Source organism: Neobacillus sp. OS1-2, from assembly GCF_030915505.1.
GTDB lineage: Bacteria > Bacillota > Bacilli > Bacillales > Cytobacillaceae > Neobacillus.
The window spans coordinates 1,503,004-1,516,845 of sequence record NZ_CP133265.1; the positions used below are offsets into that span (position 1 = coordinate 1,503,004).

The window sequence follows — 13,842 nt, forward strand, 5'->3', positions numbered from 1 at the left end:
TATTGGAACAACCTGACAGTTATTTCATTATAATGAAAAAAGCCATTTCAAAAAAGGATTTCTGTAATTTATTTAGCGAGGTGAGCGATACGCACGTATTGTGGAGCGGGGAATAGCTATAGCTTCCTCTCAAAAAAGGTGTTAAAATGGGTGGAATTCATCTTAGAAGGAGCACGGGTATGCAGCAAAAAATATCATTTTCAACCTATGCCATTATTGGTACAATGCTATTCGGCATGTTCTTTGGGGCAGGAAACTTAATCTTCCCTATCCAAATGGGGCAACTCGCTGGTACGAACTTTTGGCCGGCTTTAATTGGCTTCCTTGTAACCGCGATCGGTCTGCCATTTTTGGGGATTTTAGCATTCGGCTTATCCGGGAGTAATGGATTACGTGATTTAGCGGGGCGCGTCCATCCCTTATTTGGAGTCGTCTTCGCCATGGCCCTTTACTTAACCATCGGACCATTTTTCGCCATTCCACGGACAGCAACGGTTCCCTTCGTCGTCGGGTTTGAACCGTATATGAACCCAGCGCACGGCCGTTTATATCTCGCGCTTTTTAGCTTTGGATTTTTTGCAATCGTTTATTATTTCTCATTGAATCCAGCGAAAATTATCGATTATATCGGAAAGTATTTAACCCCGGCATTTTTACTATTTTTATTCATCTTAATTGTCATTGCCATCGTGAAACCGATGGGTCACTTCGGTAACCCGACTGGTGACTATCGTGACCTGGCTTTTATTACCGGTTTTAAAGAAGGGTACAACACGATGGATGCGCTCGCCTCCCTTGCCTTTGGGATTGTCGTCATCCATGCGATTAAGGGACAAGGTATCACCGATCCGAGAACAATCGCGAAAGCCACATGGAAATCGGGCATTTTCGCCATGGTCCTAATGATGCTGATTTATGGACTGATTACCTATATGGGTGCATCGAGCGTATCAGCCATCGGGACATTCGATAACGGCGGGTTGATTTTCGCAGCCGTTGCACAGCATTATTTCGGATCCTTCGGCTCAATTTTATTAGCGATTATTATCGTCCTTGCCTGTTTAAAAACAAGCATCGGGTTGATTACGTCGTGCAGCGAGTTTTTTCACAGTATTTTTCCAAAAATAAGCTATAAAATCTTCGTTCTAGTACTGTGCCTTGTCTCATTGATCATTGCCAACTTCGGGTTAACCAATATTATTCAATACGCGGTACCGGTCTTAATGCTAGTGTATCCATTAGCCATTGTCCTGATTGTATTAGCCCTTTGTTCGTCATTGTTCGGCCATAAACAGAGCGTTTATGCATCTGCCATGTTTTTCACTTTTTGTGTTAGCTTCTTCGACGGCTACAGCACGTTAGTCGCCAGTTTACCAAGTGCAACTGTCCCTATATTCGATTCCATTAAATCGTTCTACATGGATACCTTACCACTTTACGATATTGGGCTTGGTTGGATGCTGCCGGCTTTAGTTGGTGCGGTTATCGGCTATTTCTGGCCAACGAACGCTAAAAAAGTGGCTGGTAACTAAATCAACTGAAGAAATTGGAGAATATCCGCAATAATGCATTGACTAATTTGTTCCTCAACAACAGTATGCTAAACAACCCATAAATGTGGGTTGTTTAGTCATTATTCATACCTATCTACTACCAAATGGAATGATTGAGATCATCGTTTCCCCTATTATGGCATCCCTAGAGATTTGACCAATTTCAGTACTTCTGCTGTCCAAACTTTCACCTGGTGTACGATTATCCCCCATAATGAAATAAAATCCCTTTTCCACTTTCGTTTCAGGCATATCATTTGATTTGCCAGTGGTAAAAGGCTCCTTCACTGGTTTTCCATTTACATATACAACGCCACCCTTTATACCCACTGTCTCACCAGGTAATGCGATAATTCGTTTTATGATATTAAATCCGCTTTGGTTTTTTACGATAACAACATCATTTCTTTCTACTTTATAGAACAGATTACTGGTTAGGACAACATCCCTATTATCATATGTTGGATTCATCGAGTTTCCATCAATGATTGTTATGCCAAAAACAAATCGGAAAATAAAAATGACTACGATTAACGATAGAATAAATTTGATCCAACTTAGTATGGATGACATCTGCTTTGGTCTAGACTTTAAAGTAATATCAACGGACTGTATTTCATCCCCAACGGTTCGCATTAATTCCCACCTGCATTTACTGGTTTTTGTTCTTCATATTTAATAGGAGTTTCCTCAACCACCTTGGTTGGGTTTTTTTTCTCCCTTATCAGCTTTTGCGATTGTATCCATTTTTTCAATTGCCTCATTTTGGATAGTATTGAGTTGATTTATAACGGCTGCCTTTTCTGAAGAATGATCAACCTTTAGATTTTTTATTAATTCATCCGTATGAGCTTTCAAGTCTTTTATTCGCTGCTTTTTTTCTTTCTCTGTGAATTGGTCCATCTGTTGTTTCGCATTGGTCATTTCTAGTTGCAACTCTTCTTTTAAACGCTGCAGTTGAATTTCCTTTTCAGACATAATGGCCTTTTCAATGGTCTCAATCGACTTCGCTTGTTGATTAGCAAACCAATTTCCCAACGATCCCTCGATATCCTGGTCTGCAAATGCAACGGTAATACTGCTGCCTACCCCCATGCTTAAAAAAAGAGTTCCAAGTAGTAACTTTGCCCTTTTTGATATTTTATTCTGCTTGAATTGTTCCTTCCTGCTTTTCATCATTTCAGTCCTCCTTTAAAACAGCAGGGGCTCAACTAATATGAGACCCTGCCAGGTTTGCTTCCATAACCTATATTTATTAAATACCAGCTACTGCTGCGGCCAAATCAGCTTCTGCTTTAGCTTGAAGTTCCTGAGCTTTAGCAGCGATTAGATCCTGTTGAGCCTTTACTAAATCATTTTTCTTTGCAGTGATGGTACCACGTAGTTCATCAATTTTGCGGTCGATAATGTGTTTAATATTATCAACTCTTGAAGCTGATGCATCATCAAGTTGTTTTTGAAGATCCGCTTTTGCAGCCACAATTGCTGCTTGTAAATCTGATACAGCTTGTTGACTAGATGCATTTAATTCATTAGTTAATTGTGTTTTTGCAGCAGATCCTTTATCACCAGTAAGTTTTGTTAAATCTTTATTTGCAAAATCAATGGCTAGGAGCCCTACTTGGCCAATAATCGTGTCTGCAGCCTGTTGAATTCCATCAAATTGACTCTGTAGATGATTTTGAATGGCTAGTTTCTGAGCCGCTAATGCATCAAGATGTTCATTTTTAGCATTCGTGATAGCTGTATTTGCCGCAGCTGTTTCTGCAGTTTTTGTACCATTGATGCTAGTAACCGCAGCTGATCTTAGGCCATTATATTCGTTAATTAATGCAGGAGCTTTTTTCACAGCATAATCTGTTGTTTGTGTTTGAATAGATGCTGCCGATTTCCCGAATTGTGAATTATACCAGTTTTGTAGGTTTGTTCCTGCATCCGTACTTGCAAATGCTACTCCTACACTTGAAAGTAATCCTACTGCTACCGCACCTGATAATACTTTTGTTTTAAATGACTTTTTCATTTTTAAATCTTCCTCTCTTATTTGTGTTTTATATTTTAGAATTTGCGATAAACAAATTCAGGAATACCTTATTCCCCTAATACTTCTGAAAGCATTTCTTCAACATCAGCTGTCATTTCAGCATCTAATGTCACTTTTTCATTTTCAGCGTGCACATCAAACCCATTTTTCTCAAGCTCAGCTTTAGCCTTATTTAATCGAGATTGATACTCCTTCTGATGGTTTTCAATGCTGCTTTTCGACTGATTAAGAGCAGTCAGGAGGAATGACCCAATATCGGACGCAGCTTGATTCTTTTCAACACGCTGCAGTTCTTTAGTAGTGTCTTTTATTTCCTGCAACCCTTTTTCTTCCACCTGTATAGTGGTATCGCTGCTTATTTGGTAGGCGGTGCTATACCATTTTTCCAGTTGTGCAGCTACATCTTGGTTTGCCATAACAGAAACAACAGAAACTGAGGAAATAGCTACGAATGTCAGTATGGATTTTTTTAATTTATTCATCACGATCCCTCACTTTCTCTTTATGGACTTGTATAATGAATGGATGAAGCCGTTCTTTTTAAGCTATACCTTTCAATACACACAAAAATCTAAGCAAGTCGTATGGAAGTAGTCATCCTCCTTTATCACACCTTTTGAAAATAATGTTTGATTTAACGAACATTATTTTCCCTTTCTTAAATATTCTAGGATGTTTTGTTCTTTTTAAAGAACTTATGAATTGAGTATAGTTCAATATATCGAACTTGGAAACCACCGGATTTAGTCATATTTTCCTATTTGGGGTGATTTTCGCCTCTTTTACTCCAATTTTCTTCCTTTTTCTTAATATTTCTCACTTTATTAAGAATATTTATGTTCGTTATATTGAATTATCATAAAAAGCAAAAATTCTTAAGAATACTAGCAATACTATTTGTCATTTGCAGGTCTACTGAATTGGGAAGATTTTTATGTTGCCAAAATGGAGGTACTGATGATATTATGGTGAAATGTTATAACTAAGGTACAAAAAGTTGTACTATTAGTTCAAGGAGGACAAAATGGAAAACATCAATTCAACTCATACACGCCCGCCATATGGGATCCTTGCCATTCTCATGATTGGGGCATTTATTGCCATGTTAAACGAAACACTCTTAAATGTGGCACTCCCTTCCATCATGAAGGATTTAGATGTCGGCGCGTCGACTGTACAATGGCTCTCGACAGGTTATATGCTTGTTAATGGAATTATGATTCCAGCCACTGCTTTTTTAATTCAAAGATACTCTGTAAGAGGTTTATTCCTAACTGCCATAAGTTTATTTACTGTTGGGACCTTTCTTGCGGGATTCTCCACCGTCTTCTCTGTCTTGTTAGTTGCACGACTCATCCAAGCGGCAGGATCTGCCATCATGATGCCGCTATTAATGAACGTCATGTTAACAAGCTTTCCACCTGAAAAAAGGGGCGGAGCGATGGGGCTTTTCGGTCTGATCTTTATTTTTGCACCGGCTGTCGGTCCAACATTGTCCGGCTGGATGATTGAACATTACGACTGGCGGATGTTATTCCACTTTGTTTCGCCGATTGCCGTCATTGTTTTACTCATCGGGATTTTCTTACTAAAAGATAAGAAGGAAAAAGTCGAAATCCAGCTTGACTTCCTCTCGCTATTGTTATCAAGTCTTGGCTTTGGCGGTTTGCTTTATGGATTTAGCTCTGCCGGTGATAAGGGCTGGGATAGTCCACTCGTTTATGGCACGATTATCGTTGGCACCATTTCATTAATTCTGTTTATCCTACGTCAATTTAAGCTGGAAAAACCGATGCTGGAATTCAGAATCTATAAATACCCAATGTTTGCCCTATCGTCAGCTATTTCAGTTGTCATTGCGATGGCGATGTTTTCAGCGATGTTGCTTTTACCCATCTATGTTCAATCATTACGCGGGATCTCTCCAATGAAATCGGGCTTGATGATGCTTCCAGGGGCTATTTTAATGGGGATCATGTCACCGATTACGGGGAAATTATTTGATAAGTTTGGTGGCCGTGTTTTAGCGATTATCGGTCTTACGATTACAGTTGTAACCAGCTATTTCTTCAGTAAGCTGACACTGGATACCTCTTATTCTCACTTAATTTTATTATATTCAGCACGTATGTTTGGAATGTCGATGGTCATGATGCCTGTTATGACCAATGGCTTAAACCAATTACCGGCGCGGTATTATCCGCACGGGACAGCAATGAATAGTACATTGCAGCAAGTGTCGGGCGCAATTGGTTCAGCACTGCTCGTCACCATCATGACCAATCGGACAAAAACACATGCGGAGGATCTAGGTGCAGCTGCCATGAAACACTTAACAGGGAAACCTACCCCAGCTGTGTTAGCTGAAATGAAGCAACAAATTGCCACGAAAGCCATGCTGGAGGGAATTAATGATTCCTTCGTTGTTTCTGCAGGAATTGCTTGTGTGGCTCTCATCCTTGCTTTCTTCATTAAACGCGCTAAACAAGCAGATGATCCAGTAGAAGTGAAACCATCCGAACAAAAAGTTGTTAATACATTAGTTGAAAATTAAATGGAAGGAGAGGTGACAATTTGTCACCTCTTTTTTCATTTATTTGAACCCAAGTTCAGCCTAATTATTTCAATCGAGTCTACTAAAAAATCACCATTGGAAAGCTTTTTCTACAAAAATAAAACTTATTCTACAAATTCGAGAAACAATTCTACAAAATTTGGAAGCACTCTTCCAAATAGGGGTTAGTCCCTCCAGAAGGACTAACCCCTAATCTCCAAGTATAAGAACCACCCTCTACCACACACCCAACGTCACAAACGATCGAACCGACCCCAAACTCGAGTTATAGAAAGTCCTTTGGTGGGTAGTAGATGCGGCCTTTGGTTGTACCAGCATAGGGGAAATTCAGAGTAGACAAAAAGTAGGTGGTGGCTCTGGAGGATGGAAGATGAAGAAAGGAACGAATTCCCTCGTTGGTAAATGTCGGGTTACCTAATAAATAATAATCCTTTATATCACCAATAGGTACATGTTGGGAAACAAAACCACAAAAAGGGCATATCCAATTTTTCCTTTTGTATTTCATTGGAATAAATAAGCAATTTGAGCATTGTGCGCCTGTTATAACATCAGAATTGGCTACCTCAAACTTCTCAAGCATGTTGATATCCAGCGGAGTATGTTTTTTTAGCAACAACCTTTTTATTTTTTCTAACGTTTTATGGTCCACCCACTCTCTACTGTATTGCTGATATAGTTGATCCATTTTTCCCAGCACATCGCTCGCCCAATACACCTTTTGCTCTGCTTCCCTATTTCCGGGACTGATCACCACTTCGGTCGAAGATTTACTAACCACAACAAGAGACGCTATCGGAATGTGCGGCAATTTATATTTTTCCAAAGATATTTCAGCAACAATTGATGGCGATTTGCCTGTGAAATAGGATTCTCATAGATTAACCGCTTATCCATATACTCTTGGATCATCTGATTCTTTTCAAAAATAAGCTTACCGGAATGGTTTTTGCCATCAAGGAGGATAATGATTTGGGGAGATAAAAGAAGAAAGTCCAGTTGAAAAAAGGCATCCTCATAGGGAAGGCGTAAATCGTGGAAGATGTAGAATCTTTGTGTGGGAATTTGACCTAAATAGTAGCTAATGGTCTTTTCTCCGTTGTAACCGGATTTTAAATTCTTAATATACGGGATTAACTTAGCTAATGCAGGGTGCTCTAAGGGTGTCCGTTTCTCTAAAACCTCTGCTTTTAGAAGATTTTTAGGTATTTCAAGTGGCTTTACGAACAACTGATACCCTCCTTTTTCATAATAGAGTGTATTTCGTTGTTTTTTATACGATTACCTTTATTTTTTATGTGGAGGCTTTGTGACCTTTTGATTTTTTAATCGAGTATTTTACCGATTCGGTAGGAATTCTACAAAATGTAGGAGGAATTCTACAATTGGAAAGCTTTTTCTACAAAAATAAAACTTATTCTACAAATTCGGGAAACAATTCTACAAAAATTGGAAGTGGCCTTCCAATTAGGGGTTAGTCCCTCCAGAAGGACTAACCTCAAATAACGAAGCAGAAGAACCAGCCACTATTACAAAAAGGTACCTTTTTAATTTTCTCATAATCTATTTTTACGTAGTTCGTACAAGATTGTAATGTACCTTTCTAAGTCAAAAAGGCTAGCAAAGTATTCCTAGATATCAGCTTACTTTTGGACATATTGCGGGAAGTTTTCCTTTACCAACTCTTTTTCTTCAGCCAAACCTAGAACTCCGTATGCTCTGCCCACTGAACCCTCTTGTTGCTCCCAAAGGAAATTGTGGTCAGCGGCAATATAATTGAACTGGCCCTTCTTCCAATTTCCCACAATCTCAAGCATTTTCTCTTTATTAACAAATTTACTGCTGGAAACTACTTCGACCACTTGATTAACCGTGTCCTCAACCATTGGAATGGCACCAAGTTTTTTTTCTGCCCTTACCTTCTGATGCGTCATTTTATGCATCACATTCATTACGTCAACTTCGGTAGATTCTGGAGTAAGCCCAGTATCATATTCAATCTGGTCAATAAAACCAACTTGTTCTGCAAGTTTTTTAAGAGCCTCTTCTTCAGCACGTTTAGCATCTTCCTTTTGCACCTTTTCTAATTCAGAAAGCTGTTCTTCTTCATACTTCTGCTTCTCTTGCTGTTTCAACTCATACGCACGAGCATTTGCATGAATCTTATAAACGGCTAAAGCAGCAATTAACAGCACAAGTACAAGGATTCCTAAAGACATCAACAGCTTTTTACTTTTTTCATTTTGCAAATCAGTTCTCATAAAAATAGCAACCCCAGCTTCTTTTATTTGTTCATTTTCTGTGTTTTATGATAATCTCTTAAATTATCAAAATCAATGATCTCTGGCACCGAAACCCCTGAACCATCCAACAGTTCCCTTCAACGAATCAACGTCCTTCGCTTGTCCTTAGGTCGCTTCTTATTCAAAAAGAGCAAGGTAAAAATCTGTCTTGCCAAAAGATAGGCAAACGCCCCGATTGGGATGGCGAACAAATCAAGCCACAGGCCATCCGGATATTGGTCAGGGTGGTTTATCAATGATCGAGACTGAATTGCCCCAACGATTAAAGCGGGAACAAAAAACAACAGCCACGTGTTGCGAAGCCATTTCAAATTGAACTGCTGGTTCAGTCCTTCGTAGATTGCTTCCGCTGCCCCAGCCACAAACAAGACGATAAAGAATCCCCCTACCACACTTTCGACGGGGAGAGTATTGGCAAATTCCGGATGGTAAAATTCCATTGAAAAATACGAGACCAAGCATAAAAACGCAGTAACAAAGAAGACGCTCCAGACAAAACGAGCAATCTTCAACCAAGGAAACATCGCCCGCTTCAGTTCCTGATTTAAGCTTTGCTCATTTCCGAAGGATTGGATTACCAAATGTGCAGCCTCCTTTTCAGAATACCCATTACTCATTAAATCGTTCATATGCTCCACGAGATGGGCATACAACTCCTCGTGCATTTCCTCCCTTTCCACCTGCGGCAAGTCGGCTAAGATTTGTTGTAGATAACGCTCAAGTTCGTTCATGCTAACCCCCCTAACGTTCGATCGATTAACTGATTGATTTGCTTCCAATTCTTGAGTTTCTCCGAAAGCAATTTATGTCCTGTCTCCGTTATAGAATAATATTTTCGCCTCGTCCCATCCGTCTGCTGGCTCCAGTAGGATGTCACACATTCCTTATTCTCTAAGCGTTTTAAAGCCGGATATAAAGTACCCTCATTCATGTGGTAGGCATCGTCGCTTAAAATGCGCAACTTCTTAGTCATTTCATATCCGTAACAGTCACCCTCAACTAACAAAGAAAGCAGGAGAATCTCAATACTCCCTTTCAGTAATTCCCTATCCATAAAATCTCCCCCAAATATTACTAATAACATTGTATAACAATGTACCTTGTTATACAATGTCGTTAGGAAAATAAATACAACTACCAAGGAGGAACTCCGGTGGATGGATTGATTTGGTTGATAATTTTAGTCTTGCTTGCGTTGTTCAACAGCGTAGCAATCCAGTTATACAAAAAGAACAAACTGCATTTTTTCTGGTCAGGGATTATAATCGGGATTCTTGGACCGATGATTGCGTTTTCCCTCGGGGCCGTCTTTGTAAAGGTTGATCATAGTCAGGGAAGCACTGGAGAAGGTGGGGCTATAGCCGCTGCGTTTATCGGACTACTCATCGTCGGCAATGGGCTTCTTTATCTTTTGATTGGGATTATATTAAGAATAGTGAGCTGGGTTAAGAGATAAGTAGACTGGCTCTAATCGGAGGTAATGCTTGAAAAACAAACAAAAAAGAAGTGCTACTAACACTTCTCACTACAACCCATATCTCTACCCTCCGAGTGGTGGGTGTTGTATCGAGACATAACAGGCAGGCACCGCTATTTCTAGATTTTATATTTCTCTTAACGAAATAATTTCAATGTCTGTACAATAGAAGTGAAGGGTATCATCCTCGTAGTCGATGACTTCATATTTCTTATTTTCCCAGCCTCTGTCCCCTATATCGTAAATCCCGATTGTTAATGGATGATAGATTCCTCCACTTTCAAAATCGATACTATTAGGGTGGGAGAAGCGAAAGCAAGCAATGTATTGTTTTTCTTTATCCTTAATCATAAAATCGATGTCGAGATAACAATGGTCTTCAAACAACTTATTTTGAAAGTTCAAAACGAATTTATCAATAAACGCTATATTTTGTAAGGAAAAATCCTTTATTTTATCCGTTATCAGGCTAACATTCTTTATCAATGTACATCCCTCCTTGGTGAATGTATATGAAGACCCGCTAGTAATCTTAGCTGTCTTCATCACTTCGGTACTCTAAAAGATCTCCTGGCTGACATTCTAACGCCTTACAAATTGCCTCTAAGGTGGATAAACGAATCGCCTTTGCCTTTCCATTTTTTAAAATAGATAGGTTAGCCATGGTGATTCCTACCCGCTCCGAAAGTTCTGTTACACTCATTTTCCGTTTAGCTAGCATCACATCAATATTGATTATTATCGCCATTATTTTCACCTCAGACCGTTAAGTCATTTTCTGATTTTATATCAATCGCTTCTTGTAACAGTCTTTGGAGAACAGCAGCAAAGACGGCGATGACCAGGGAAGCAAAGATCGGGACCATTCCGACTAGTATCAGACCTGGTGCATCATCTAGATCTGCAACGAGAAAAACAAATGGCAGAAGGATCACATACAAACCACTGATGATGATGGCACAGAATTTGATTTTCTTTAACGCGATAACAGACAATTCCGAGAAAGCATGGTTCTTGTCAATATAGCCTAAAAGTGAAAAAGCCTGATACAATGCAGCGAAAAACGGGATCATCGATACATACATCCCGATGGCAATCGGATAGAGGATATGGTCATAATCTGGATTTACTAGATGATTAGGTAACCAAGTCAAGCCAAATATGCCCAAAGCAAGAACGGGAGTTCCAATCAGAATAACAGCTATCTTTAAAAAGAGGGTTGTTCCTCGATTCATAAAAAGCACCTCACTACATTATTTTCAATTTATTCTAATACATTTTTTATCGTTTTACAATAAATAATTAATGATTTTTATGGTAATATTATCGTTACCTAAATTACTCTTGCATTTTAGACTCAAAAAAAGCACTCCTTATTAAAAGGAAATGCTCAATAAATATTGAAGGTTACTTTTCCCCTTCTCGCAAGACGTTTCGCAAAAGGGGCTCGGTTCCCCTACACTATAAAGCTGCAAAACATGCATTGCTCTGGTGCAGGCGGTGTAGAAACTTCTGCGCAGGCTCTCATCGCCATATACATACTCTGATGCGTCATAAATAATAACAGCATCAAATTCGATCCCTTTAGCCAAATAAGAAGGTATGACAACCACTCCTTGTTCGTATTCAAGCGAGCCACTCTTCACAAGCTTAATGTCATGGATGGAGGATAGAGCTTCGTAGGCACGCTTACTCTCCCCAGCAGATTTGCATATGATAGCAATGCTATGATAATGATGACTCCGCAGATCAGCGACTTTGGCGGCGATGCAGCGGTGTAATTCTTCATGATCGGCCAGTTGCTTCAGTACGGGCCGCTCGCCGTCCCGTTCGAACGGGATAATTCGCTCCCCGCCAGCGACGAGTCTGCGCGTAAATTCGATAATCGGTTTAGTGGATCGGTAGCTGCGTGTCATGTTGATCACTTCCGTTTCACTCTGCCCATATAGGCTCGTAAGTGCATGAAAATCATCCATTTCGCTGGCATGGGCGAATATCGCCTGATGAAAGTCACCCAGCACCGTCATTCTCGCCTTAGGAAACAAACATTTTAGAAACTCGAATTGAAACGGCGAATAATCCTGCGCCTCATCCACAAGCACATGCTTGATCGAGCCATTCGTCTGAAAGCCTCGAATCAGCTCATTCATCAATAAAAACGGAGTAGCGTCCTCGTAAGACAGTTTGCCATCTTCTAGCATTTCTAGCGTTGCCTGACAAATCTCCTCCCATTCCACCGGTGTATCCCCGTCTAACCACGGTTGGATTTTTTGTGGATCAGCAAAAAGCTGTGTGTAGATCCCCTTCATGTCAAGGAAACGAAATGCCCGAATCCGTTTTCGCAACGGCTTCAATTTCTGATGAACAATCAATCGGGCAAGTGCTTTCGGCTCCATTTCATAATCGGCAATATCTTCTCTTTTAAAGCCTCGTTTTTCCGCTAAGTAGGCATGTGCCTTATGATAGTCCTCGTTGCTCAGCAGCTCGATTTCCTCCTGTACCCACGGCTTATTCCGTTCCACCTTTTCCGCTTCAGCTATTTGCTTCATGAGCCAATCCTTCAATTTTTCTAGTCTGTTATGGAAGCGAAGTGAGGTGTCACTACTATAAAACCTGTCAACCATTTGCTCCGCGGTTACGATTGGCTTTCCTCTGAAAATGATGTCCTTAAATAACATTCCAGATAACTCGAGCGACTTCCGGTAGGCATGGATCACCTCAAAAAAATGAGCGGATGCTTTGAATCGGATGCCCGCAACCCTTGCGCTGTACGAAGGGGTATTCGCTGCCGTTAACACATATTCCAATTGCTCGTAGGGATTCTCAACCTGAAACTCCTTACTCAACCGATGGTCCAAGTATTCTTGAAAGGTGACCTGCTGCATATTCTCTTCGCCGAGTTCCGGCAATACATTGGACACGTAACTGTTAAACATGGAATTAGGTGAAAAAAGAATAATTTGATCAGCATTCAGATTATCTCGATGTTTGTAAAGCAAATAAGCAATTCGCTGCAGGGCAGCTGATGTCTTACCGCTGCCTGCTGCACCGTGTACAATCAGCAGCCTCCCGCGATCATGACGGATGATCCGGTTTTGTTCCTGTTGAATGGTCGCTACGATACTGTGCATATGTTTGTCAGTACCCTTGCCCAGAACCTGCTGTAAAATCTCGTCTCCAATTGTGAGACTCGTATCGAACATGGATTGAAGAACACCGCCGCGGATAAGATACTGCCACTTTTTCTCTAAACTGCCTTCGATTATGCCTCCTGGTGTGGCATACTTTGCCGGACCTGGCTGGTAATCGTAGTAGACACTCGATACCGGTGCCCGCCAGTCATACACAAGGAAATGATCGCCACTTTCATCTGTTAGCGAGGAGATGCCAATATAGACTTGTTCCTGAGTTGAATCTCCGTCCTCCATAAAATCGATACGGCCGAAATAGGGGGACTCTTGCATACGGCGCATGGTTGACAACCTCTTAGATGCGTGTTTATGCGTGCTTTGGCTGATGGACAGGGCTTGAGTCTCCTGCCTTAAGCCGATGATGGTTTCAAGAAAATCATCAAAGGTATCCGTATTCACCTTGATTTCATCCCAGAAATGTTTGCGAATATGAACCACTTCGTTCCGGCGCCGGGTCGTTTCTTCCTCCAATTTGCCGATTTGCTCCGTAATGATGTCCATTACACTGTCCACTCGCTCTTGCTCCTGCTGATAGGCTGACTTCATCGCAAACACTCCTTAAAAAAATGTTATAAAAAGGTTGACTAACGAATTGATTATACTGTATACTTAAGATAGGGATAATATATTAACTTTCACTCTAAAAATATCGATCTATATAAATTTACCACAGGCGCTCCTTTTTTTCAATGCTTTGGA

16 protein-coding genes are annotated in these 13,842 nt (G+C 40.4%); 3 read left to right on the forward strand and 13 right to left on the reverse strand.

From position 1 onward, the window contains the following. The first annotated feature begins 179 nt into the window (after positions 1-179). Positions 180-1,532, forward strand: a complete 1,353-nt coding sequence (brnQ, locus tag RCG19_RS07370; RefSeq protein ID WP_308110295.1) for a branched-chain amino acid transport system II carrier protein — start codon at positions 180-182, stop codon at positions 1,530-1,532. Between the two features lie 111 nt (positions 1,533-1,643). On the opposite strand, the gene lepB is transcribed toward brnQ, so the two are convergent. The 4 genes from lepB to RCG19_RS07390 all read right to left on the reverse strand — a co-directional run bounded on the left by lepB (position 1,644) and on the right by RCG19_RS07390 (position 4,079). Beyond that, on the reverse strand, positions 1,644-2,189 hold the full coding sequence (gene lepB / locus RCG19_RS07375) for a signal peptidase I (protein WP_308110296.1): 546 nt from the start codon (positions 2,187-2,189) through the stop codon (positions 1,644-1,646). Positions 2,190-2,243: 54 nt separating this feature from the next. After that, on the reverse strand, positions 2,244-2,732 hold the full coding sequence (locus RCG19_RS07380; protein ID WP_308110297.1) for a hypothetical protein: 489 nt from the start codon (positions 2,730-2,732) through the stop codon (positions 2,244-2,246). Between the two features lie 76 nt (positions 2,733-2,808). Beyond that, the gene (locus RCG19_RS07385) at positions 2,809-3,576 is read right to left on the reverse strand and encodes a hypothetical protein (RefSeq protein ID WP_308110298.1); all 768 of its coding nucleotides are present in this window, start codon (positions 3,574-3,576) and stop codon (positions 2,809-2,811) included. 68 nt (positions 3,577-3,644) lie between these two features. After that, positions 3,645-4,079: a hypothetical protein gene (locus tag RCG19_RS07390; protein WP_308110299.1), complete on the reverse strand. Its 435-nt coding sequence runs from the start codon at positions 4,077-4,079 to the stop codon at positions 3,645-3,647. Positions 4,080-4,621: 542 nt separating this feature from the next. Between RCG19_RS07390 and RCG19_RS07395 the strand changes: the two genes are divergently transcribed. Next, positions 4,622-6,151: a DHA2 family efflux MFS transporter permease subunit gene (locus RCG19_RS07395; RefSeq protein ID WP_308110300.1), complete on the forward strand. Its 1,530-nt coding sequence runs from the start codon at positions 4,622-4,624 to the stop codon at positions 6,149-6,151. Between the two features lie 286 nt (positions 6,152-6,437). Here the strand turns inward: RCG19_RS07395 and RCG19_RS07400 are convergent, their stop codons facing one another. The 5 genes from RCG19_RS07400 to RCG19_RS07420 all read right to left on the reverse strand — a co-directional run bounded on the left by RCG19_RS07400 (position 6,438) and on the right by RCG19_RS07420 (position 9,529). Next, positions 6,438-6,998, reverse strand: coding sequence for a hypothetical protein (locus tag RCG19_RS07400; protein WP_308110301.1), 561 nt, complete (start codon positions 6,996-6,998; stop codon positions 6,438-6,440). Further along, entirely contained in the window at positions 6,965-7,402 is a 438-nt protein-coding gene (locus RCG19_RS07405; protein ID WP_308110302.1) for a nuclease-related domain-containing protein, read from the reverse strand. The genes RCG19_RS07400 and RCG19_RS07405 overlap by 34 nt, the downstream gene beginning before the upstream one ends. Before the next feature lie 413 nt (positions 7,403-7,815). Continuing rightward, entirely contained in the window at positions 7,816-8,433 is a 618-nt protein-coding gene (locus tag RCG19_RS07410) for a DUF6241 domain-containing protein (protein ID WP_308110303.1), read from the reverse strand. A gap of 119 nt (positions 8,434-8,552) precedes the next feature. Beyond that, positions 8,553-9,206 carry a permease prefix domain 1-containing protein gene (locus tag RCG19_RS07415; RefSeq protein WP_308110304.1) on the reverse strand — a complete coding sequence of 218 codons (654 nt, stop codon included), beginning with the start codon at positions 9,204-9,206 and terminating at the stop codon, positions 8,553-8,555. Then, on the reverse strand, positions 9,203-9,529 hold the full coding sequence (locus RCG19_RS07420) for a PadR family transcriptional regulator (RefSeq protein ID WP_308110305.1): 327 nt from the start codon (positions 9,527-9,529) through the stop codon (positions 9,203-9,205). The genes RCG19_RS07415 and RCG19_RS07420 overlap by 4 nt, the downstream gene beginning before the upstream one ends. 99 nt (positions 9,530-9,628) lie before the next feature. On the opposite strand from RCG19_RS07420, the gene RCG19_RS07425 reads away from it, so the two are divergent. Further along, complete coding sequence (locus tag RCG19_RS07425; protein WP_308110306.1) at positions 9,629-9,931, forward strand: ABC transporter permease; 303 nt, start codon at positions 9,629-9,631, stop codon at positions 9,929-9,931. Between the two features lie 147 nt (positions 9,932-10,078). Here RCG19_RS07425 and RCG19_RS07430 read toward each other — a convergent pair whose 3' ends face one another. The 4 genes from RCG19_RS07430 to helD all read right to left on the reverse strand — a co-directional run bounded on the left by RCG19_RS07430 (position 10,079) and on the right by helD (position 13,689). Continuing rightward, a complete protein-coding gene (locus RCG19_RS07430; RefSeq protein ID WP_308110307.1) occupies positions 10,079-10,438 on the reverse strand; it encodes a hypothetical protein in 360 nt (119 codons plus the stop codon). A gap of 46 nt (positions 10,439-10,484) precedes the next feature. Further along, complete coding sequence (locus RCG19_RS07435; RefSeq protein ID WP_308110308.1) at positions 10,485-10,700, reverse strand: helix-turn-helix domain-containing protein; 216 nt, start codon at positions 10,698-10,700, stop codon at positions 10,485-10,487. 10 nt (positions 10,701-10,710) lie between these two features. Continuing rightward, entirely contained in the window at positions 10,711-11,187 is a 477-nt protein-coding gene (locus RCG19_RS07440) for a DUF2975 domain-containing protein (RefSeq protein ID WP_308110309.1), read from the reverse strand. Between the two features lie 141 nt (positions 11,188-11,328). Next, positions 11,329-13,689 carry an RNA polymerase recycling motor HelD gene (helD, locus tag RCG19_RS07445; RefSeq protein ID WP_308110311.1) on the reverse strand — a complete coding sequence of 787 codons (2,361 nt, stop codon included), beginning with the start codon at positions 13,687-13,689 and terminating at the stop codon, positions 11,329-11,331. Positions 13,690-13,842 lie beyond the last annotated feature (153 nt).